This window comes from Frigoribacterium sp. PvP054, from assembly GCF_040547465.1.
Lineage (GTDB): Bacteria > Actinomycetota > Actinomycetes > Actinomycetales > Microbacteriaceae > Frigoribacterium.
Genome location: NZ_JBEPPU010000009.1, coordinates 90,358 through 111,995, shown reverse-complemented (window position 1 = coordinate 111,995; position 21,638 = coordinate 90,358). Strand labels below are relative to the sequence as shown.

Sequence of the window (21,638 nt, the reverse complement as noted above, 5' to 3'; positions counted from 1 at the left end):
GCGGCGCGCCTCCTCGTGCCGTCGCGGTCCGGCGCCGCGTCCTCGTGGCGTCCCGGGGTCCGGCGCCGCGCCTCCCGTACTCTCGTGGCGTGACGACGTTCGCCTACCACCGCCTGTTCCGGTCGCTGCCCTCGTACCGCTGGTGGAAGCCCCTGCTCGCCGCGGTCGTCGCGGCCGTGACGTACCTGCTCGCGTCGGTCGTGGTCTACGTGGGAGTCCTCGGTGCGACCACGGCCGTGGGCGGCCCCGAGGCCGCCGCCCGACTGCAGCGCGGCATCGACGGCGACGCACTGGCCGCGGCCGACCCGCTCGTGCTCTTCACGACGCTCGCCTCGATCGCGGTCATGCTGCCGGCGATCATGCTCGGCACCCTGATCGTCGGCCCCGGTGCCGTCGGTCGACTGTCGAGCGTCGCCGGGCGGCTGCGCTGGCGCTGGCTCGCGCGCTGCATCGTGCCGGGGCTGGCGTTCATGGCGCTGACCGTGGGTCTCAGCTACCTCGTGGTGCCGCCCCTCTCGGGCGAGCCGATCAGCCCCGGCCCGGTCACCACGCCGGCCGACACGCTGGTCTGGGCCGTCGTCGTCATCCTGGTCGTCACGCCGCTGCAGGCGACCGCCGAGGAGTACGCCTTCCGAGGCCTGGCCATGCAGACCGTCGGCTCGTGGCTGCGGTACCCGGCCGCGGCGATCCTGCTGCCCACGGTCGGGTTCGCCCTCGGGCACGACTACAACGCGTGGGGCATGCTCGACGTCGCCGTCTTCGGCGTCGCCGCGGCCTACCTGACCTGGCGCACGGGCGGGCTGGAGGCGGCGATCGTGGCGCACGTGCTGAACAACACCGTGCTGTTCCTGCTGTCGGCGCCGTACGCGGGCGTCGAGTCGAGCGACGGCAGCCCGCTCGCGCTCGCGGTGACCGTGGTGTCGACGCCGCTCTACGTCTGGCTGGTGCTGCGGGCGTCTCGGCGCTCGGGGCTCGTGACGGTCCGCTCCGAACCCCTCGTCCCCAGCCCGCCCGCCCCCGACGACCGTCCCCAGGAGGCGCGGGTCGGCTGACCACGTCGGTGCCCGCTCGTAGACTCGTCGCGTGACCCCACCCGCCTCGCCCGCCCTGGCCCCCGACGCGCCCGCCGCCGCCCTCGACGTGCTGCACCGCGTGTTCGGCTACGACGAGTTCCGCGGTCAACAGGCGCAGATCATCGACCAGGTGGTCCAGGGCGGCGACGCCCTCGTGCTCATGCCCACGGGTGGCGGCAAGTCGCTCTGCTACCAGGTGCCGGCCCTCGTCCGTGACGGCACGGGCATCGTCGTCTCGCCGCTCATCGCACTGATGCAAGACCAGGTCGACGCCCTCGAGGCGGTCGGCGTCCGGGCGGCGTTCCTCAACTCGACGCAAGACCCCGACAGCCGCCGTGCCGTCGAGCAGGCCTTCGTCGCGGGCGAGCTCGACATGCTCTACCTCGCCCCCGAACGGCTGAAGCTCGACTCGACCAAGTCGCTGCTCGACCGCGGCCACGTCTCGCTCTTCGCCATCGACGAGGCGCACTGCGTGGCCCAGTGGGGGCACGACTTCCGCCCCGACTACCTCGAGCTCTCGGTGCTGCACGAGCGCTGGCCCGAGGTGCCGCGCATCGCCCTGACGGCCACCGCCACCGAGACCACCCACCGCGAGATCTCGCGGCGCCTCGACCTCGACGACGCGCGACACTTCGTCGCCGACTTCGACCGGCCCAACATCCAGTACCGCATCGAGGCGAAAGACGGCCCGCAGCAACAGCTGCTGCGCTTCATCCGCGCCGAGCACGACGGCGACGCAGGCATCGTCTACTGCCTCTCGCGCAAGTCGGTCGAGAGCACGGCCGAGTTCCTCGTGAAGCAGGGCATCGCGGCCCTGCCGTACCACGCCGGTCTCGACGCCGGGACGCGCGCACGCAACCAGTCGCGGTTCCTCCGCGACGAGGGCATCGTCATGGTCGCCACCATCGCCTTCGGCATGGGCATCGACAAGCCCGACGTGCGGTTCGTCGCTCACCTCGACCTGCCGAAGTCGGTCGAGGGCTACTACCAAGAGACCGGTCGTGCCGGTCGTGACGGGCTGCCCTCGACGGCCTGGCTGGCCTACGGGCTGCAAGACGTGGTGCAGCAGCGCCGCATGATCGACCAGTCAGAGGGCGACGCCGAGCACCGCCGCAAGCTCAGCGCCCACCTCGACGCCATGCTCGCCCTCTGCGAGACGGTCGAGTGCCGGCGGGTGCAACTGCTCGGCTACTTCGGCCAGGCGAGCACGCCCTGCGGCAACTGCGACACGTGCCTCACCCCGCCGCAGTCGCTCGACGGCACCGTGCCCGCCCAGAAGCTGCTCTCGACGGTGGTCCGCCTCAAGCGCGAACGCAACCAGCAGTTCGGTGCGGGCCAGATCGTCGACATCCTGCTCGGCAAGTCGACCCCGAAGGTCGTCCAGAACCGGCACGACCAGTTGTCCACCTTCGGCATCGGCACCGAGTTCGGTGACGTCGAGTGGCGCGGCGTCGTGCGGCAGCTGCTCGCCCAGGGGCTGCTGGCCGTCTCGCCCGACGGCTACGGCACCTTGCTGCTCACCGACGCGGCGGCCGAGGTGCTGTCCGGCGGACGCACCGTCCGGCTGCGGCGCGAGCCCGACCGGCCGGCCCGTGCGGCTCGGGCACGAGGCGGCTCGGCCGGGTCCGGCCGGGGCTCGTCGCGGGGTGCCGCCGAGCTCACGGGCGACGACGCGGCCCTGTTCGAGACGCTGCGAGAGTGGCGCGCCGGCGTCGCCCGGGCCCAGGGCGTGCCCGCCTACGTCGTGTTCGGTGACGTCACCCTGCGGGGCATCGCGTCCGAGCGGCCCGGCTCGCTCGACGAGCTCGCCGGCATCAGCGGCGTCGGCCAGAAGAAGCTCGACACCTACGGTCAGCAGGTGCTCGCCGTCGTGGGCGGCACGGCACCGGCCGAGGCGGCGGCCGCCGGGGCGTCCCCGACGCCGTCGTCGGCCCCGACGGGCGGGTCCACGGCCCGTCCTGCCCGGTCGGCCCGGGCGTCCGGTCCGGTCGCGGGCCGTGCCTCGCGGTCGGCGGCACCCGTCGCGGTCGACGAGGTGCCCGAAGTCCCCGGCGACGATCTCTACGATCTGCCCTCCGACGCCCCGTTCGACCCCTACGACGACGCGCCGCCGCCGCCCGACGACTGGCGCTGATCCACGCTCTCGGCAGACCCGAAGCCGAGGGCCGTGAACCGCCGTGACAGCACGACCAGGCCGGCGGTCGTGATCACCATCGCCTCGAAGCCCCCCAAGAACGGTTGTCCGTTCATCCGCGCGACGTAGGCGGCGGCCAGCAGCACGGCACCGCCCACCGGTGGGGCCACGCCGATGAACCGCGTGCTCGCCGCGTCGACCCCGCCCGGTCGTCGTGACCGCCGGGCCGCCGAGACGGCCACGACCACCAGGGCCAGCCAGACGAGGGCCGACAGCCCGTAGAGGCCGGTCGCGACGACCGTGGCGACCAGTCCGACCCCGACCGAGGTGCCGGCCCCGACGATGCTCGTCACGGCGAAGAAGGCGTAGGCGACCGCAGCCGCGCCGAAGAAGAGCGACAGGCGCCGGGGGCGGTCGATGACCGACTCGTCGTCCATGGTCGTCGTCCTCTCGTGTCGTCTCGTCGTCGGTGTCGTGGTCTCGGAGGTTCGGGGCGGGGCGGGGCGTCCGTGCGGGCGCGACGACGGATCGGGCCGTCGGGCTTTCGGGCCGCTCGTCGAGCGGGCCGTCGGGCCGTCGCGGACTCGGGCCGGCTGCGGCGTGCGGCTGCGCTGCCGCACCTCGATCGGGTCCCTGACGTTCGGGATCGGGGACACCCTCCGAACAGGACGGTCGTCCCGTTTCGGTCGGATTACGACGATAGGGGGCAGGTCCCCGAGCGGCAATCCTCCCTGAGGGGGACACCCGTTGTTCCCCGAATCGGGTGGTCGGGGTGGTCGGTCGGAGCCTGCGGGTGAGGAGGGCGGGCGAGCCGGGCCGTCGACGGCGGGGCGGTTCGGTCGCCGAGGGGCGTGCCCACGTCCCTCGATCGTCCGGCCCCCTCACCCCTGGCCCGCGGCCCGTGGGTGCGGCAGCCTCGGGGTGTGGCGTCCGCGGGTGACCGGGCGCCGCCGGACCGATCCCGGACCGATCCCGGACCGATCCCGGACGGGGCCACCGGTCCGGCTCCGGCGTAACGTCGGGGCCATGAAGGTCGCTGTGCTCGGGACGGGCATCATGGGTCAGGGCGTGGCGGGCACACTGCTGCGCGAAGGGTTCGACGTGACGGTCTGGAACCGCACGAGGTCGAAGGCCGAGCCGCTCGCGGCCGACGGTGCGACCGTCGTCGACGCGGTCCGCGAGGCGGTCGAGGGTGCGGACGTCGTCGTCACCGTGCTGTTCGACGGCGACGCGGTGCTCGAGGTGATGGCCGACGGGGCCGAGGCGACCGGGCCCGACGCGGTCTGGGTGCAGGCCAGCACGATCGGCGAAGCCGACACGGCCCGGGTCGTGGAGGTCGCCGGCCAGCGGGGGCTGCGGCTCGTCGAGGCGATGATGCTCGGGACGAAGAAGCCGGCCGCGACCGGGAAGCTGGTCATGCTCGCGGCGGGTGAGGCGGGGCTGCTCGACGTCGTGCGGCCCGTGCTCGAGGCGATGGGGTCGAAGACCGTCGTCGCGGGCGACACGGTCGGCCACGGCACGGCGCTCAAGCTCGCCGCGAACGCCTGGATCGCGAGCATCACCGCCGCGACCGCGCAGTCGCTGGCCTTGACCGAGGCCCTGGGCCTCGACCCGCAGCTCTTCCTCGACGCGATCGACGGCGGCCAGTCCGACACCCCGTACGCCCACCTCAAGGGAGCGACCATGATCGCCGGCGAGTACCCGGCGCAGTTCGCGCTCGACGGCCTCCGCAAGGACCTCGGACTGATGCGCGAGGCCGCGAGGGGCACGTCGTTCGACCCGACGCTGATCGAGGCCCTGGCCGACGTCTACGCGACGGCCGCCGACCGGGGCCACGGCGACGACGACATCGCCGCCGTGCGGGCGGGCTTCGACCGGCAGGCCTGAGGCGCCGGCGCGACCCGACCCGCTCGGGACGCCGTCCTTCGGCGACTCCCGGGGTCCGAGCATCCGCTGCGTCGGGGAATGCCGCGGGCGGCGGCCCGGTTGCCCCACGGGTGCCCCCGCCCGAGGGCGCGTCATCGTTCGGAAGGACCACCCTTGGACCTCTTCTCTCCCGCCACCTTCGGCCAGCTCGAGCTGCGCAACCGCGTCGTCATGGCGCCCCTCACCCGTCTGCGCTCCGGCGACGACGGCGTTCCGGGCGACGTCGTGGTGGAGCACTACCGTCAGCGCGCCTCCTTCGGTCTGATCACGACCGAGGGGACCTGGCCTTCGCAGGAGTCCAAGGCCTACGACGGCCAGCCCGGCATCGTCACCGACGAGCAGGTCGCCGGCTGGAAGCGCGTCGCCGACGCCGTGCACGCCGAGGGCGGCACCATCGTCATGCAGGTCATGCACGGCGGCCGCGTCTCGCACACCGACATCACCCGCACCGACCGGATCGTCGCCCCCAGCGCCGTCGCCATCGACGGCCAGGTCCACACCGCCGCCGGCAAGGTCGACTTCCCGGTGCCGCACGCCCTGACCACCGACGAGGTGCGCCAGGTCACGGCCGACATCGTCGCCGCGTCGAAGCGCGCCGTGCTCGAGGCCGGGCTCGACGGCGTCGAGATCCACAGCGCCAACGGCTACCTGCTGCACGAGTTCCTCTCGCCCGTGTCGAACGTGCGCACGGACGAGTACGGCGGAAGCCCCGAGAACCGCGCCCGCCTCGCGATCGAGACCGCGACCGCCGTGGCCGAGGCGATCGGTGCCGGTCGCGTCGGCATCCGCCTGTCGCCCATGCACAACATCCAGGACGTCGTCGAGACCGACGTCGCCGACGTGACCGCCGTCTACCGCGCGCTCGTCGAGGGACTCGCTCCGCTCGGCCTCGCCTACCTGAGCATCTTACAGGCCGACCTGCGCGGCGAGCTCGTGCAGGACCTCCGCACCCGCTTCGGCGGCGCCTTCATCGCGAACAGCGGCTTCGGGCAGATCACCACGCGTGACGAGGCGATCGCCGAGGTCGCGGACGGCCAGGCCGACGCCGTCGCCGTGGGTCGCTTCGCCATCGCGAACCCCGACCTGGTCGAGCGTTGGCAGGGCGACCACGAGGTCAACGAGCCGAACCCCGACACGTTCTACGCGGCCGGCGCCGAGGGCTACACGGACTACCCGACGCTGCAGCACGCCGACCGCTAGTCGGTCACCTGCGTCGCCGACCCGTTCCGCGTTTCGTGCACCGCATCGCGTCTGGACACGGTGCCGTGCACGAAATGCGGTGCCGGCGGAGCGAGGAGGCGCGGGTCGCGTCACCAGCGCCGCGCACCGGGCGTAGACAGGTCGGCATGAGCGACGTCAAGCACCCCTCCGACCTCGGCATCGACCTGAGTGCCGGCTCGCCGCAGCAGCTCTACCGCTGGCTGCTCGCGAGCGTCCTGTTCGGTCGCCCCGTGCAGCAGGAGGTGGCGGCCGACACCTACCAGGTGCTGATCGACCACGGGCTGACCAGTCCCGCGCGGTTCGCGGAGCACGACCACGAGGGGCTGCGTCGGCTGCTCGACGAGGGCAGCTACGCGCGCATCGACCACGTGATGAGCGACGAGCTGCACGAGGTCATGGGCCGGATCGACTCCGACTGGGGCTCGGTGAACCACCTCGTGCGGTCGTCGGCCGACCGGGCCGAGCTCACCCGACGGCTGACCGACCTCAAGGGCGTCGGCCCGAAGACCGCCGAGATCTTCACGCGCGAGCTGCCCGACGCGCTGTACGGCACCGCCTGACGCCGCCGCCGCTGCGCACCGCGTTTCGTGCACCGCACCGCGTCTAGACGCGGTGCCGTGCACGAAACGCGGTGCCCCGCGGCCCGGGTCGCGTGGCGGGCGGGCGGGCGGGCAGGCAGGACGGGGCAGGGCAGGGCAGTGCAGGGCGGGGCAGCCGGGGCCGGGACGGCGCGGCGGGGGCGACCACCCGTAGACTCGGAGCGATCTCGGGGGCGCGACCCGCGCCTCCTCGGGTGTGATCGGTGCGACCGTGCCGATCGTCCGCGCGACCGTGCAGAGGGGGCCTCGTGACGCTCGTCGACAAGCTGTTCCGGCAGGACGAGTGGCGCACCGTGCCCAACGCCATCTCGGCGGCCCGGCTGTTGCTGCTGCCGGTGTTCCTCGTGCTGATCGTCGGGCAGCACTACTGGTCGGCGATGGTCGTCATCGCGGTCGTCTTCGTCACGGACTTCCTCGACGGGTTCATCGCCCGTCGGACGAACACGACGTCCGAGCTCGGCAGGTGGCTCGACCCGGTGGCCGACCGCATCACCGTGATCGTCGTGGTCATCGCCTTCGTCGCCGGCGGTCTCGTGCCCTGGCCGGTGCTGCCGTTGCTGCTCGTGCCCGACCTGCTGCTGAGCGCCTACGCGCTGTTCGTGCTCGCCGGGGCGTCGTTCCCCGTGACCTGGGTCGGCAAGATCCGCACGGCCCTGATCTTCGTCGGACTGCTGCTCGTGCTGGTCGCGGCGGCGCTCGTGGACCAGTTCGGCGGATCAGGAGGCGCGGCGTCGGCCCCGCTCGCCGGCGCCGTCGGCCGGACGGTCGGGCTCGTGGTGCTCTGGGTCGGCCTCGTGGGCCACTGGCTCGCGGCCGCCCTCTACGCCGCGGCGCTCGTCCGCCTGCGGCGCGCCCGCCGCACGGCCTGACCCTCCCGACGTCGCCCGGGTGGGATTCGAGGACGCACACGTTCGACGACGACCCGGCGGCTGCTTCATGGGGAGCGCATCGGAAGCGCAAAGCCCGGGGCCGGAAGGTGGAGACCTCACCGACCAGGAGGCCGCCATGGACCGCACCCCCGACACCACCCGCGACACGGGACGACGTCGCGCCCGAACCGTCACCGCCGCAGTGGGGCTCTCGGCCGTCGCGATCGCCGGCGCGACGTCGGTCGGCGTGTTCGTCCCCGGCAGCCTCGACGCCTCGGCCTCGACGACCGGCGACACGTCGAGCAGCCAGTCCGGCACGAGCGCCGACTCGGGCACGAGCACCGACCAGGGCAGCACCGACTCGGGCAGCACCGACCAGGGCAGCACCGACTCGGGCAGTTCGGGTGCCGTCACGACGCCGGTCCAGCCGAGCACCGGCCAGGGCTCGCAGGCCCGCAGCTCGGGGTCGTGACCATGCCGACCTCGACCCCGCCCACCCGCACCACCCCGCCCACCCGCACCACCCCGACCCTCCGCACCACCCCGACTCCCCGCACCACCCCGACCCTCCGCACCGACCCGACCGCCACCCGCGACTGGACCCTCTGGACCACCGACGCGCGTCTCGTGGTCGCCGACCCGCGCCTCCTCGACGCCGCCGCGGCGATCGTGGACGAGGTCACCGGGGCGGTCGAGCGGGCCGGCAGCCGGTTCCGCGAGGACTCCGAGCTGAGTCGGCTCGGCCCCGCGCCGGTGGGCGGGGTCGAGGTGAGCGCGATGCTCGCCCGCCTGGTCGACGCCGCCCTCGTCGCCGCCCGGGACACCGACGGTGACGTGGACCCGACCCTCGGCGCCGACCTCGTCGCGCTCGGCTACGAGCACGGCGTGCCGTCTGCCGATCCCGCAGGAGGCGCGGCGCCGGCCCCGGCGTCCCTCGCGGTCGCCGAGGGGGTCACCCTCGCTCCCGGCCCCCGTCGTGCGCCGGCCTGGCCGGACGTCCGCCTCGACGGGCGCGTCCTCACCGTGCCCGCCGGCGTCCGCCTCGACCTCGGAGCCACGGCCAAGGCCGTCGCCGCCGACCTCGCGGCCCGACGCGTCGCGGACGAGCTCGGGGTCGGGGTGCTGGTCTCGCTCGGCGGCGACATCGCCACGGCGGGCCCCGCCCCCGCCGGCCGGTCGAGCTGGGGCGTCGACGTGCAGGACCTGCCGACCGACCCCGCGACCACGATCGAGCTCGCGCCCGGCCACGCCCTCGCCACCTCGAGCACGCAGAAGCGGCGGTGGACCTCGGGCGGGCGACCGGTCCACCACATCCTCGACCCGCGGTGGGGCGTGCCGGCGGCTCCGGTCTGGCGGAGCGTCACGGTGGCGGCCCCGACCTGCCTGCGGGCGAACACGCTCAGCACGGCCGCGGTCGTGCGCGGTCTCGGCGCCGTCGCCTGGCTCACCTCGCTCGCCGCCCCCGCGCGACTCGTCGACTCGCGGGGTCGCGTCGTCGTGACCGGCGGCTGGCCCGCCGAGGTCGACGGGGGCAGCGGCTCGTGACCGAGGCACTCTGGGCCCTGGGCCGCGGCACGGGCGTCGCCGCCCTGGTGCTGTTCACCGCCGCCGTCGTGCTCGGCGTCGTCACCCGCTCGGGTCGACCGCTGGCCGGCCTGCCCCGGTTCTCGGTGACGCTCGTGCACCGCAACGTGTCGCTGTTCGCGACCGCGTTCCTGCTGGTCCACGTCGTGGCGCTGCTCTTCGACCCCTTCGCACAGCTGACCCTGCTCGACATCGTCGTGCCCTTCTTCGGCGACTTCCGGCCGTTCTGGCAGGGGCTCGGCACGCTCGCCCTCGACCTGACGATCGCGATCGCCCTGACCGGGATGCTGCGCCGGCACGTCGGCCGCCGCGTGTTCCGCGCCGTGCACTGGGGCACCTACCTGCTCTGGCCCGTGGCGCTCGCCCACGCGATCGGCAACGGCACGAACGGCACCGACGCGTGGTTCCTCGCGCTCGCCGGGCTCTGCACCGTGGCCGTCGTCGCATCCGTCGCGTGGCGGCTGAGCACGCGCTTCGTCCAGCTCGGCACCCGGCGGCGGCCCCGGGCCACGCCGCGCGACCTCGGGTCCGTCCCCCCGACCGGCTGGACGCCGACGCAGCGCACGCCGTGGGCCGACACTCCGACCACACCCCCTGCCGTGGCACGCCCCGTGCCGTCCCGCCCCGTCGAGAGGCTGCCCCGATGACCACGCTCGCCCCGCCGCCCGTGCCGTCCTCGACGGGAGGCACCCGCCACCCGGCCCCGAACGGCGTCCGTCGACTCTTCGCCGCCGCCGATCCGTCGCTCGCCGCGCACCTCGCGGCGTTCGGGCCGCTGACCCTCGACCACGCGGGCCCCGACCTGATCGCCGAGCTGCAGGGGGCAGGGCTCGACGGTCGTGGCGGAGCCCACTTCGCGACCTGGCGCAAGCTCGCGGCCGCCCGCGCCGAGCAGCAGGGCCGCGGGGGTCCGGCCGCCCGGGGGCGGCACCGCGCGGTGGTCGTCGGCAACGGTGCCGAGGGCGAACCCCTCAGCCGCAAGGACGCCACGCTGCTCGACCGGGCCCCGCACCTCGTGCTCGACGGGCTGCTGCTGGCCGCGGCGACCGTGGGAGCCTCGCGGGCCGTCCTCTACACGACCCCGCGCCTCCTGCCGGTGGTCGAGGCCGCGCTCCGCGAGCGGGGCGACGCGTCGGACGTGACCCTCGTCGAGGCCCCCGACACCTTCTTGTCGGGTGAGGCGAGCTCGGTCGTGGCCGCCGTCGAGGGCCGTCCCGCGGTGCCGTCCGACCGGATCGCACGACTCACCACGAGCGGCGTCGGCGGTCGACCGACGCTGGTGCAGAACGTCGAGACGCTGGCCCAGCTCGCCCTCGTGGCGCGCTTCGGGGTCGCGTGGTTCCGCTCGGTGGGCGCGCCCGCCGAGCCGGGCACGCGCCTGGTCACCGTCAGCGGTGGTGACGGGCGGTCGCCGATGGCGACGGCCGCGACCCCGGGAGGCGCGGGTCGGGTCCTCGAGGTCACCGGCACCATGAGCCTCCGCCGCATCGTCGAGGCCGCCGGCGTCGACCCGACGCGGCTGCGGGCGGTGCTGGTCGGCGGGTTCCACGGCGCGTGGCTGCCGGTCGGGGCCCTGGACCTGCCCTTCACGCGCGAGGCCCTGCACCCCTGGGGTGCCTCGCCGGGGGCTGGCGTCGTCTGGGCGCTGACCGCCGACGGGTGCGGACTCGCGGCGGCGGCCGAGATCACGACGTACCTGGCGGGGCAGTCGGCCCGGCAGTGCGGACCGTGCCTGAACGGCCTGCCCCGGCTGGCCGACGTGCTCGGCAGGCTGGCCCGCGGCGACCGCGCGACGTGGCTGCCCGGTGAGGTGACCCGGCTGGCCGGACTCGTCACCGGGCGCGGGTCGTGCCACCACCCCGACGGCACGGCCCGACTCGTGTTCAGCACGCTGCAGGCGTTCGCGGACGACGTGCGGCACCACCTCGAGGGGCGGTGCCTCGCCGGAGGCCCGGGTCCCAGCGTGCCGTCGGCGACGCCGACCCGACCGGGGGAGGGACGATGAGCGCCCTCGACCTCGGCCGGGGCACCCCGTCGTCACCGCGGCCGGTCGGAGCCGCGGGTTCGGGCCGGTCGGGCCCGGTCCGCGGTGCGGCGGCGTCGATGCACGTCGACTGGACCCTCTGCGACGGGCGCGGACTCTGCACCGAGCTGCTGCCCGAACTGCTCGAACGCGACGAGTGGGGACACCCCGTGGCCGTCGGCCAGCCACCCGCCTCCCGGTCGGACGTCACCGTCCCGCCCGAGCTCGTCGACGCCGCCCGCGACGCCGTCGCCCTGTGCCCGAGGGCCGCCCTGCGCCTCCGGCCCCTGCCCCTGCCGTGACCCCCGGCCGCCTGACGCGCCCGAGACCCGCGGGCGTAGCGTCGAGGCCATGACTCGCATCACCACTCCCTTCAGCGCCTCCACCACGGCGGACGAGGTCGTCGACGGCCTCGACCTGACCGGCACGCGCATCGTCGTGACCGGCGCCGCGTCCGGCATCGGCATCGAGACCGCCCGTTCCCTCGTCGCGGCCGGGGCCGACGTGACCCTGGCCGTCCGCCGTCCCGAGCAGGGCGAGCAAGCCGTCGCCGACATCCGCGCCAGTACGGGCGCGGGCGGCGGCACGGGCCTTGCCGCCGGCCCGGGGTCCGTCCGCGCGGCGGTCCTCGACCTCGAGAAGCGCGACACGCTGCAGGCCTTCGCCGACGCGTGGCAGGGTCCCCTCGACGTGCTGATCGACAACGCCGGCGTCATGGCCACGCCCGAGACCCGCACGCCCGAGGGCTGGGAGCTCCAGTTCAGCAACAACCACCTGGGCCACTTCGCGCTCGCGAACGCCCTGCGCGACGCCCTGGTCGCCGGCGCCCAGGCCTCGGGCACGCCGTCACGCCTGGTGTCGCTCAGCTCGACGGGCCACCACCGCTCGCCGGTCGTGTTCGACGACGTCATGTTCGAGCGTCGGGAGTACGACCCGTGGGCGGCCTACGGGCAGTCGAAGACGGCGAACGCACTCTTCGCCGTGGGGGTGACGCAGCGCTGGGCCGACGACGGCGTGCTCGCCAACGCCGTGCACCCTGGCGGCATCATCACGCCCCTGCAGCGCCACCTGCCGAAGCAGGAGATGCTCGACCGGGGCTGGATCGACGAAGAGGGCACGCCCAACCCGGCCTTCAAGTCGACGCAGCAGGGCGCCGCGACGTCGGTCTTCGTGGCCGTGCACCCGCTCGTCGAGGGCGTGGGCGCCCGCTACTTCGAGGACGTCGCCGAGGCCGAACCGTTCCGCGACGACGCCCCCGGCCGAGGCGTCAAGGACTACGCCCTCGACCCCGAGCAGTCCGACCGCCTCTGGGCCCTCAGCGAGCAGCTGCTCGCCTGACCGGCGAGACCGCGGGCCCGGCGACACCGCGGGTCGGGAACGCAGGAGGCGCGAGCCGGTCCTCGAGACCGGCCCGCGCCTCCTGCGGTCGGGCCCCGCGGCTCAGCCGGTGTTCTGCAGTCCGGCGGCGATGCCGTTGACGCTGAGCAGCAGGAGGCGGTGGTCGGCGTCCGCCGGGTCGCCGCCGCCGGCGCGGCGGATGGCCCGGAGGGCGCGCAGCTGCAGCAGCGAGAGGGCGTCGACGTAGGGCGAGCGCAGTCGGACGGCACGGCTCAGCACCGGGCGCCCGTCGAGCACCTCGTCGTGGCCGCTGACCGCGAGCACCCACGAGCGGGTGCGGGCCATCTCGTCGAGGACGCGGCCGGCGAGGTCGTCGCGGTCGGCCAGGGCCAGGTACTCGCGGGCGATGTGCTCGTCGGTCTTGGCGAGCGACATCTCGACGTTCTTGATCATCGCCGAGAACAGCGGCCAGGTCGCGTACGCCTCGCGCAGCCGGTCGAGGTCGCCGACCGCCTCGAGGGCCGACCCGAGGCCGTACCAGCCGGCCAGGTTGATGCGGGCCTGGGTCCAGGCGAACACCCACGGGATCGCCCTGAGGTCTTCGAGCGACTCGACCGACAGCCCCCGTCGCGCCGGGCGCGAGCCGAGCGCGAGCAGGCCGACCTCCTCCATCGGGGTGACGGCGGCGAACCACGACGCGAAGCCGTCGGCCTTCACCAGGCCGAAGAACGCCTCGCGCGACGCCACGTCCATGGTCTCGGCGACGTCGGCGAACCGGTCCGCGGCGGTCGCGTTCGCCTGTTCGTTCGACGGGCTCGAGGCCAGCAGCGTCGCGGCGGCCATCTGCTCGACGTGCCGGGCGGCGATCGTCTTGTTGCCGTACTGGGCGAAGATGACCTCGCCCTGCTCGGTGATCTTGAAGCGGCCGTCGACCGAGGCCGGCGGCTGGGCCAGCACGGCCTCGTTCGCCGGTCCGCCGCCGCGCCCGAGGGCTCCGCCGCGGCCGTGGAAGAGGGTCAGCTCGATGTCGTTCTCGGCGGCCCAGTCGGCGATGCGCGCCTGCGCCGCGTAGAGGGCGAACGTGGCCGAGACGGGCCCGACGTCCTTGGACGAGTCCGAGTAGCCGAGCATCACCTCGAGGCGACGACCCGTCGCCTCGAGCCGCTTCTGGACGGCCTCGGTCCGAAGCGCCTCGTCGAGGATGCGCGTGCTGGCCTCGAGGTCGGCGAACGTCTCGAACAGCGGGATCACGTCGAGCACGGGGGCCGGCTCGTCGCCCATCGCGCGCTCGGCCAGCTCGTAGACGTTCGCGAGGTCGGCCGACGACTGCGTGAACGACACGATGTAGCGCGACGCGGCCCGCACGCCGTAACGCTTCTGCAGGTCGGCGATGGTGCGGAACACCGCGAGCACCTCGTCGGTCATCTCGGACCGGGCAGGAGGCGCGGCGTCGGTCTCGACGACGCCGTCGGTAGCCTGCGCCCCGTCGGTCGCCTGCGCCGCACCCGCCTCGTGCGACGCACCCGCGACCGGGTCGGCGGCGCGCAGTTCGCCCAGGGCCGTGCGGTGCACCTGCGAGTGCTGGCGCACCTCGAGCTCGGCGAGGTGGAAGCCGAAGGTCTCGACCTGCCAGACCAGGCCCTGCAGGTCGCCGTTGGCACTGCGGTGGGCGCCAGCGGCCCGCAGCGACCGCTGGACGACGCGCAGGTCGGCGAGCAGCTCGTCGGGGTGGCCGTAGGCGAGCGCGGCACCTTCGCGGCGGGTGGCGTCGATGCGCGCGGCGACGAACATCAGCACGCGGCGGTGCAGCTCGTGGGGCGAGCGCACGCCGATGCGGGACGCGACGTCCGCGTCCATCCGGCGCTGCGCCTCCGCGAGGGCCACGAGGTCGTCGGAGGCCGGCGTCTCGGCCTCGTCGAGCGTGAGGGTGCCGCCGATGCGGGTGGTCGCCCGGTGCAGGCCGAGCAGGACGTGCTCGGCGGCGATGTCGGCGGCGGCGCGCGTGACCTCGGCGGTGACGTGCGGGTTGCCGTCACGGTCGCCGCCGATCCAGGTGCCGAGGCGCATGAAGGCCGGGGCCACGGCGGGCTCGCGGCCGGCGGCCTCGCCGAGCAGCCGGTCGTCGAGCAGGCGGTAGACCTGCGGCACGATCTCGAACAGCGTCTGGTCGAAGATGCTCATGGCCGTCCGCACCTCGTCGAGCGGGGTCGGCCGCGTGGTGCGGATCGGCGAGGTGCGCCAGAGCGTGTCGACCTCCTCGAGCAACCGGCGCTCGGCCTCGGCCACGGCGACGTCGTTCTCGAGCCGGTCGCGGTCGGTCATGAGGTCGCTGATGCGCCGGATGCTCGACGCGACCGCACGACGACGGGCCTCGGTCGGGTGGGCCGTGAGCACGGGGTGGAAGCGCAACGCGTCGAGTCGCTTCGAGGCTTCCTCCGCCCCGACCTCCTCGGTCAGTTGGCGCAGCGTGGCCGAGACCGAGTCGCCGGCACCGCTGGCCTCGCTGCCACGGCGGCGCAGGACCCGCACCCGGTGGTGCTCCTCGGCGAGGTTGCTGAGGTGGAAGTAGCAGGTGAAGGCACGGGCGACCTGCTCGGCCAGGCCCTGGTCGAGCGCGTCGACGAGGCGCTGGGCGTCGTCGAGGCTCGCGCCGTCGGCCCCCTCGTAGGCGGCGATGACGGCCGCGCGGACGTCCTCGACGGCCCGGTAGAGCTCGTCGCCGCCGGACTCGCGCAGCACCCGGCCGAGCAGGCTGCCGAGGTAGCTGACGTCCTGACGCAGGCTGCCGTCGACGGCGCCGCTGATGTCGTCGCGGCTGCCGTCGTGTCGTCGTGTGGTCTCGATGTCGGTCACCGCACCATCTTGGACGACCCGGGCGCTTCATGACGCCACGTTCTGGTCACCGCGCCAGGTTTAATCGTGGCGCGGTGTCCAGAACGTGGCGTGGTGCCCGGCTCGGGGCAGCTGGTACGGCGCGCCCCGGCTCAGGTCGCGGCCCAGAGCGCCCGGTAGTACTCGGTGCGGACGGGGTCGTCGGCGACGCCGTACGCGTCGAGGAAGGCCTGCTCGTGGCCGGGCCCGTAGTTCCAGCCGAGGCTCATCGTGGCGACGGCGAGGTCGGCCCAACGGTCCGCGACGCCGAGGGCGTCGAAGTCGACGTGCCCCGACCAGAGGCCGTCGTCGCCGATCATGGTGTTGGGCACGCACGGGTCGCCGTGGCAGACGACGAGCCGGTCGATCGGCGGAGGGTCACCCAGCCCGGGAGGCGCGGTGCGGGCCTTCGCGCTGGTCGCGATCCGGTCGTCGACCGACCAGCTGAAGGGGCACTCGTCGACCGGCAAGGCGTCGTGCAGCCGCCTCAGCCCCCGTCCCGCGAACGACGGAACGGGCCGCCCCCGAGGGGACGGCCCGTTCTGCTTGGTGCGGGGAGCTGCTTACGCGCGGCTGCCCTTGCGGCCGGTGATGAAGCCCCAGATGACGAGGACGACGAGCGCGCCGAGGATGGCGATGATCCAGCTCTGGATGCTGAAGAAGCCGTCGTAGCCGACGTTGAACACGGCGCCGCCGATCCAACCGCCGATGAGGGCGCCGATGACGCCGAGGATCAGGGTGGCGATCCAGCCGCCGCCCTGACGGCCGGGGAGGATGAGCTTGGCGATGGCGCCGGCGATGAGGCCGAGGAGGATGAAGGCGAGGAAGCCCATGATGTGTTCCTTTTCGTTGGGTGCGCGGGTTGCGCTGTTGCTGCTGAGACGGTCGGGTGCGTGCCAGCGGGGTCTGTGATCACGGCCGCACGGTCGGAGTCCTCAGGAAGGTCGTTCCTTCGGTCTCCGTGGCGGGGAGGACTAGTGCGAGGCCTTGCGAGCCTTCTTCACGGCGGCCTTGCGGGCCTTCGTGACGTCCTTCTTGGCCTGGGCACGCGCCTTCTTGACCTTGGGGTCGTTCCAGAACGAGCCGAAGAAGTTGCTGATCTCCTTGTAGCGGCCCTTTCCGGCCTTGGCGCCGTAGGTGTACGCGAGGAACGCGATGAGAGCGATGACGAGGTACTTGAAGCGCATGTGGTGGTCCTCCCGGTGGGACGTTCTTGTCGTTCGCCGGTGACGCTATTCCTCCTGGGAGTTCTCTGTTACAAATCGGTCGGGTCTTGCGCTTGCGGCGTTCGCATCCGTCCTGTCGGCGCTCGGGCGTCACGCCCTCGCCGCACGACCGAAACACCCCGGCAACACCCCCTGGCTAGCGTCGAGCCATGGGTGAGCTCTTCGACGGATACGCGACCACCACGGGTGCCGCGACCCGGCCGGCCGGGTCGCGTCCGACCGCCACGGCGTGGGACGAGATGTTCGAGCCCGACGGCACGCCCCGCCGGGCGTACCACGACATCCACGCCACCCTCGAGGGCATGACGCAGGACGACCTGCGCGGCCGGACCGCCGCCCTGGCCGACTCGTACCTGGCGCAGGGCGTCACCTTCGACTTCGCCGGCGAGGAGCGCCCCTTCCCGCTCGACGCCGTGCCCCGCGTCGTCGAGCACGCCGAGTGGACCACCGTCGAGCGAGGCGTCAAGCAGCGCGTCAAGGCGCTCGAGGCGTTCCTCGCCGACGTCTACGGCCCGCAGACGGCGATCGCCGACGGGGTCATCCCCGCGAGCCTGATCACGAGCTCGAGCCACTTCCACCGGCAGGCGAGCGGCATCGACCCCGCCAACGGCGTGCGCATCCAGGTCAGCGGCATCGACCTGATCCGCGACGAGGCCGGGGCCTGGCGGGTGCTCGAGGACAACGTCCGCGTCCCGAGCGGCGTGAGCTACGTCATCTCGAACCGCCGGGTCATGGCGCAGACGCTGCCCGAGCTGTTCGTCTCGATGCGGGTGCGCCCGGTGGGCGACTACCCGAACCGCCTGCTCGCCGCGCTCAAGAAGAGCGCGCCGTCGGGCGTCGACGAGCCGACGGTCGTGGTGCTGACGCCGGGTGTCTTCAACTCGGCGTACTACGAGCACACCTTGCTGGCCCGTCTCATGGGCGTCGAGCTGGTCGAGGGCCGCGACCTCTACTGCTCGGGCGGCCGCGTCTTCATGCGGACCACCGGCGGCCCCGAGCGCGTCGACGTGATCTACCGCCGGGTCGACGACGAGTTCCTCGACCCGCTGCAGTTCCGGGCGGACTCGGTGCTCGGCTCGCCCGGCCTGCTGATGGCCGCGCGCCTCGGGACGGTGACCATCGCGAACGCGGTCGGCAACGGCGTCGCCGACGACAAGCTCGTCTACACGTACCTGCCCGAGCTGATCCGCTACTACCTGGGCGAGGAGGCGCTGCTGCCGAACGTGCGCACCTGGCGGCTCGAGGACCCCGGCGCCCTCGACGAGGTGCTCGACCGGCTCGACGAGCTCGTGGTCAAGCCGGTCGACGGCTCGGGGGGCAAGGGCCTCGTGGTCGGGCCCGCCGCCAGTCGACGCGAGCTCGACGACCTGCGCACGCAGCTGCAGCGCGACCCCCGCGGCTGGATCGCCCAGCCCGTGGTGCAGCTCAGCACGATCCCCACCCTGGTCCACGACGGCCTGCGCCCCCGGCACGCCGACCTGCGTCCGTTCGCGGTGCACGACGGCGACGACGTCTGGGTGCTGCCCGGCGGCCTCACCCGGGTCGCGTTGCCCGAGGGGCAGCTCGTGGTCAACAGCAGCCAGGGCGGTGGCTCGAAGGACACCTGGATCGTCGGCGGCGACGTCAACGCCTGGGCCGGGCACGACGTCAGCGCGCTCATCGCCGAGCAGACCACCCCGACCCAGTCGATCCCGGTGATCACGCCCGAGCAGGCCGCCGAGGCCGCCGCCGCGGCGGCGGACCACAGCCCCGACCACGCACCCCAGGACGACCCGCGCAACGACCAGCAGGCACAACAGCAACAGGCGAAGGAGGCGCGGCCGGGGTCGCCAGGACGCCCCGCGCCTCCTGCGTCCCCGCCCGACGACCACGCAGCCACCCCGACCGAAGGGCCATCATGCTGAGCCGCATCGCCGAGAGCCTGTTCTGGATCGGCCGGTACATCGAGCGGTCGGACGGCACGGCGCGCATCCTCGACGTCCACCTGCAGCTGCTGCTCGAGGACCCGTGGATCGAGGAGGACGTCGCCTGCCGCAGCCTGCTCGCCGTGATGGGCAGCGACGCCCCCGAGGGCGACCTGGCCCGCGGGGACGTGCTGTCGATGCTGGCCGTCGACCGGCACAACCCGGCCTCGATCGCCTACTCGTTGGGCGCCGCCCGCGAGAACGCGCGCCGGGCCCGCGAGATCGTCTCGACCGAGCTCTGGGAGTGCCTCAACACGACGCGCGCCCGCATGCCCCGCAAGGTCGCGGACGACAAGGTGCACGAGTTCTTCGCCTGGGTGCGCGAACGGAGCGCGCTCGCCGTCGGCATCATCGAGAGCGCGACGAGCCGCGACGAGGTGTGGCAGTTCTTCACCCTCGGCCGGTCGATCGAGCGGGCCGACATGACCGCACGCCTGCTCGCCACCCGCACGCTGACCGAGGCGTCGGGCCCGTCGTGGACGACGATCCTGCGGTCGTGCGGCGCCTACGAGGCCTACCTGCGCACCTACCGGGGCGTGCCGAGCGCCCGCAACGCCGCCGAGTTCCTGCTGCTCGACCGGCTCTTCCCCCGCAGCGTGCTCTTCGCGATCAGCCGGGCCGAGTCGTGCCTGCGCGAGGTCGAGCCGACGACCCACCGGGTCGCCGCGTCCGACAGCGGCGTGCGCATCCTCGGGCAGATGCGCAGCGAGCTCGAGTTCCGGCCGATCGGCGAGATCCTCGACGACCTGCCGGGCCAGATGGACACCGTGCAGGCCGCCACGAGCGCCGCGTCCGAGGCGATCCGGCAGCGGTACTTCCCGACGAGCGCGGCTCCGACCTGGGTGGGTGAGCGGTCGTGAGCCGGCTGCGCATCCGGCACGTGACCGGGTTCTCGTACCAGGGCGAGGCCGTCGCGAGCTACAACGAGGCCCGCATGCTGCCCGCGCACACCGAGGGCCAGTTCGTCCTCTCGTCGCACCTGCGCATCGAGCCGGTCGCCGCGTCGCACGAGTACGTCGACTACTGGGGCACCCGGGTGTCGTCGTTCGAGGTGCTGCTGCCGCACCGGCAGCTCTCGCTGACGGCGACCTCGCTCGTCGAGGTCCGTCCGCAGGCGCATCCGGCCGAGACGATCTCGTGGGCCCTCCTGGCGTCGGTGGCGGGGGCCAGCACCTCGTTCGTCGAGCACCTCGAGCAGACGCCCCTCACCGCGCCTCCCGCCGACCTCGCGGCGGTCGGCACCGACGCCCGTGCGGCGCACACCGACCCGTGCGCCGCCGCGATGGCGATCTGCGAGACCGTGGGAGGCGCGGTGCGGTACCTGCCGGGCGTCACCAACGTGAAGACCACGGCCGCCGAGTCGTGGGCCGCCCGGGCCGGCGTCTGCCAGGACATCGCCCACGTCACGGTGGGCGCGCTGCGGGCCGCGGGCATCCCGGCGCGCTACGTCAGCGGCTACCTGCACCCGAAGCCCTCGGCCGAGCTGCGCGAGACGGTCACGGGCGAGTCCCACGCCTGGGTCGAGTTCTTCTGCGGCACCTGGCACGGCTACGACCCGACCAACCTGATCGACATCGGCGAACGACACGTCGTCGTCGGCCAGGGCCGCGACTACCGCGACGTGCCGCCGCTGCGCGGGGTCTACGCCGGCTCGTCGAACAGCGAGCTCTTCGTCACCGTCGAGATCACTCGCGAGGCCTAGGGGCGGCCCCGCCGGCCCTGCCGTCGCGGCTCGCGTGCGTCGCCGCGCCGCGCCGCGCCTTCCGCACCGCGCCACGCCAGGCCACGCCACGCCTTCCGCACCGCACCGCAATTCGTGCACCGCACCGCGTCGAGACACGGTGTGGTGCACGAAACGCGGTGCGAAGCGCCCCGGCCGCGAGCCCCGGGGCGGCAGCCCGTGGAGGCGCGGGTCAGCAGGCCGTGTAGACGTGGGCCGGGTCGGTGGCCGGCACCAGGTCGCGGTCGCGCACGATGGTCGAGGGCGCGGGGTCGAGCGCGTCCACCCGGGCGCACACCGTGGCGACCGCGCCGCGCAGGTCGTCGGTGTACTCGACGTCGAACACGAGCCCGCCGTAGACGTCGGTGTAGGCGGCGCACTCGTCGTAGCGGTCGCACTCCTCGGTGACCGCGAAGTCGTAGCCGACCTCGTCGCGCCCGCGGGTGCCCAGGTCGGCGGTGTTCTTCTGGGCCGTGGCCAGCCCCGCGGCGTGCGCCCGGGCGACGAGCAGCGTGGCGTAGGCGACCGCGTCGTCCTCGCCGAAGGCTCCGTCCGACCGCGTCCACGAGTCGAGGTTGTCGAACTCGACCGCCCGGTAGCCCGAGTCGGCGCAGCCGTCGATCGTCGACGCCTGACGCTCGGCGACGGCCTGCCGCACCGCCTCCGTCGACAGGTCGAACAGGTGCTCGTCGGGCCAGCCCGGGTCGACCAGGGGTTCGCCGTCCGCCGTCCGCACCAGCAGGTCCGTCGGCCACTCCACGCCCGGCTGGGTCTGGAACCCGTTCACGTAGCAGATGCCGTAGACGCCCTCGGCGGGGTCGTCGGTGCTGTCGCGGGCGACGACGGTGGCTCCGTCGGGGACGGTCGACGCGCCTCCCAGCTGGTAGTCGAAGCGGGCGCCCTCGGGCGGCAGCTCGACGCCGTCGACCGCCGGGGCCGCGGACGCGGAGGCGCGCTCGGCCGGGCCACCGTCTCCGGCTCCCGCCGAGGTGCACCCCGCCAGGGCCAGCCCGAGGACGACGAGGCCGACGAGTCCGAGGGGTGCGCGCATGCCGTGAGCCTAGGGGAGGAGGCGCTGCGACACCGCCGG

Annotated in this window: 21 protein-coding genes; 15 read left to right on the top strand and 6 right to left on the bottom strand. The window is 73.9% G+C overall.

Annotated features, from left to right (window positions below):
- The first annotated feature begins 89 nt into the window (after positions 1-89).
- Together ABID81_RS12280 and recQ are read left to right on the top strand one after the other, a co-directional pair.
- Positions 90-1,052, top strand: coding sequence for a CPBP family intramembrane glutamic endopeptidase (locus ABID81_RS12280; RefSeq protein WP_354595071.1), 963 nt, complete (start codon positions 90-92; stop codon positions 1,050-1,052).
- Between the two features lie 31 nt (positions 1,053-1,083).
- On the top strand, positions 1,084-3,207 hold the full coding sequence (gene recQ / locus ABID81_RS12275; RefSeq protein WP_354595070.1) for a DNA helicase RecQ: 2,124 nt from the start codon (positions 1,084-1,086) through the stop codon (positions 3,205-3,207).
- Here the strand turns inward: recQ and ABID81_RS12270 are convergent.
- The gene (locus tag ABID81_RS12270) at positions 3,168-3,644 is read right to left on the bottom strand and encodes a hypothetical protein (RefSeq protein WP_354595069.1); all 477 of its coding nucleotides are present in this window, start codon (positions 3,642-3,644) and stop codon (positions 3,168-3,170) included. The genes recQ and ABID81_RS12270 overlap by 40 nt on opposite strands.
- A gap of 484 nt (positions 3,645-4,128) precedes the next feature.
- Here ABID81_RS12270 and ABID81_RS12265 point away from each other — a divergent pair, with 484 nt between their 5' ends.
- The 10 genes from ABID81_RS12265 to ABID81_RS12220 all read left to right on the top strand — a co-directional run bounded on the left by ABID81_RS12265 (position 4,129) and on the right by ABID81_RS12220 (position 12,767).
- A complete protein-coding gene (locus ABID81_RS12265; protein WP_354595068.1) occupies positions 4,129-5,094 on the top strand; it encodes an NAD(P)-dependent oxidoreductase in 966 nt (321 codons plus the stop codon).
- Between the two features lie 153 nt (positions 5,095-5,247).
- Positions 5,248-6,333, top strand: coding sequence for an alkene reductase (locus ABID81_RS12260; protein ID WP_354595067.1), 1,086 nt, complete (start codon positions 5,248-5,250; stop codon positions 6,331-6,333).
- 146 nt (positions 6,334-6,479) lie between these two features.
- Positions 6,480-6,914 (top strand): HhH-GDP family DNA glycosylase, encoded by a 435-nt coding sequence (locus tag ABID81_RS12255; RefSeq protein WP_354595066.1) that lies wholly within the window; start codon positions 6,480-6,482, stop codon positions 6,912-6,914.
- 287 nt (positions 6,915-7,201) lie between these two features.
- Positions 7,202-7,822 (top strand): CDP-alcohol phosphatidyltransferase family protein, encoded by a 621-nt coding sequence (locus tag ABID81_RS12250; protein WP_354595065.1) that lies wholly within the window; start codon positions 7,202-7,204, stop codon positions 7,820-7,822.
- Between the two features lie 136 nt (positions 7,823-7,958).
- On the top strand, positions 7,959-8,294 hold the full coding sequence (locus ABID81_RS12245) for a globin family protein (protein WP_354595064.1): 336 nt from the start codon (positions 7,959-7,961) through the stop codon (positions 8,292-8,294).
- Between the two features lie 2 nt (positions 8,295-8,296).
- The gene (locus ABID81_RS12240; protein WP_354595063.1) at positions 8,297-9,367 is read left to right on the top strand and encodes an FAD:protein FMN transferase; all 1,071 of its coding nucleotides are present in this window, start codon (positions 8,297-8,299) and stop codon (positions 9,365-9,367) included.
- Positions 9,364-10,053, top strand: coding sequence for a ferric reductase-like transmembrane domain-containing protein (locus ABID81_RS12235; RefSeq protein WP_354595062.1), 690 nt, complete (start codon positions 9,364-9,366; stop codon positions 10,051-10,053). Before ABID81_RS12240 ends, ABID81_RS12235 begins: the two co-directional genes overlap by 4 nt.
- Positions 10,050-11,411 carry an NADH-ubiquinone oxidoreductase-F iron-sulfur binding region domain-containing protein gene (locus tag ABID81_RS12230; protein ID WP_354595061.1) on the top strand — a complete coding sequence of 454 codons (1,362 nt, stop codon included), beginning with the start codon at positions 10,050-10,052 and terminating at the stop codon, positions 11,409-11,411. The genes ABID81_RS12235 and ABID81_RS12230 overlap by 4 nt, the downstream gene beginning before the upstream one ends.
- A complete protein-coding gene (locus tag ABID81_RS12225; RefSeq protein WP_354595060.1) occupies positions 11,408-11,731 on the top strand; it encodes a ferredoxin in 324 nt (107 codons plus the stop codon). Before ABID81_RS12230 ends, ABID81_RS12225 begins: the two co-directional genes overlap by 4 nt.
- A 49-nt stretch (positions 11,732-11,780) precedes the next feature.
- A complete protein-coding gene (locus ABID81_RS12220) occupies positions 11,781-12,767 on the top strand; it encodes an SDR family NAD(P)-dependent oxidoreductase (protein WP_354595059.1) in 987 nt (328 codons plus the stop codon).
- Between the two features lie 102 nt (positions 12,768-12,869).
- Here ABID81_RS12220 and ABID81_RS12215 read toward each other — a convergent pair whose 3' ends face one another.
- The 4 genes from ABID81_RS12215 to ABID81_RS12200 all read right to left on the bottom strand — a co-directional run bounded on the left by ABID81_RS12215 (position 12,870) and on the right by ABID81_RS12200 (position 16,825).
- Positions 12,870-15,620, bottom strand: coding sequence for a phosphoenolpyruvate carboxylase (locus ABID81_RS12215; protein WP_502915220.1), 2,751 nt, complete (start codon positions 15,618-15,620; stop codon positions 12,870-12,872).
- Positions 15,621-15,751: 131 nt separating this feature from the next.
- Complete coding sequence (locus ABID81_RS12210; RefSeq protein ID WP_354595058.1) at positions 15,752-16,108, bottom strand: phosphotransferase; 357 nt, start codon at positions 16,106-16,108, stop codon at positions 15,752-15,754.
- Between the two features lie 93 nt (positions 16,109-16,201).
- Positions 16,202-16,471 (bottom strand): GlsB/YeaQ/YmgE family stress response membrane protein, encoded by a 270-nt coding sequence (locus ABID81_RS12205; RefSeq protein ID WP_043595797.1) that lies wholly within the window; start codon positions 16,469-16,471, stop codon positions 16,202-16,204.
- Between the two features lie 141 nt (positions 16,472-16,612).
- A complete protein-coding gene (locus ABID81_RS12200; protein ID WP_354595057.1) occupies positions 16,613-16,825 on the bottom strand; it encodes a hypothetical protein in 213 nt (70 codons plus the stop codon).
- Between the two features lie 188 nt (positions 16,826-17,013).
- Between ABID81_RS12200 and ABID81_RS12195 the strand changes: the two genes are divergently transcribed.
- The 3 genes from ABID81_RS12195 to ABID81_RS12185 are packed head-to-tail and all read left to right on the top strand — an operon-like array spanning position 17,014 to position 20,530.
- A complete protein-coding gene (locus ABID81_RS12195) occupies positions 17,014-18,768 on the top strand; it encodes a circularly permuted type 2 ATP-grasp protein (RefSeq protein WP_354595056.1) in 1,755 nt (584 codons plus the stop codon).
- The gene (locus tag ABID81_RS12190; protein ID WP_354595055.1) at positions 18,762-19,688 is read left to right on the top strand and encodes an alpha-E domain-containing protein; all 927 of its coding nucleotides are present in this window, start codon (positions 18,762-18,764) and stop codon (positions 19,686-19,688) included. Before ABID81_RS12195 ends, ABID81_RS12190 begins: the two co-directional genes overlap by 7 nt.
- The gene (locus tag ABID81_RS12185; protein WP_354595054.1) at positions 19,685-20,530 is read left to right on the top strand and encodes a transglutaminase family protein; all 846 of its coding nucleotides are present in this window, start codon (positions 19,685-19,687) and stop codon (positions 20,528-20,530) included. The genes ABID81_RS12190 and ABID81_RS12185 overlap by 4 nt, the downstream gene beginning before the upstream one ends.
- Before the next feature lie 211 nt (positions 20,531-20,741).
- On the opposite strand, the gene ABID81_RS12180 is transcribed toward ABID81_RS12185, so the two are convergent.
- Positions 20,742-21,599 (bottom strand): endo alpha-1,4 polygalactosaminidase, encoded by an 858-nt coding sequence (locus ABID81_RS12180; RefSeq protein ID WP_354595053.1) that lies wholly within the window; start codon positions 21,597-21,599, stop codon positions 20,742-20,744.
- Positions 21,600-21,638 lie beyond the last annotated feature (39 nt).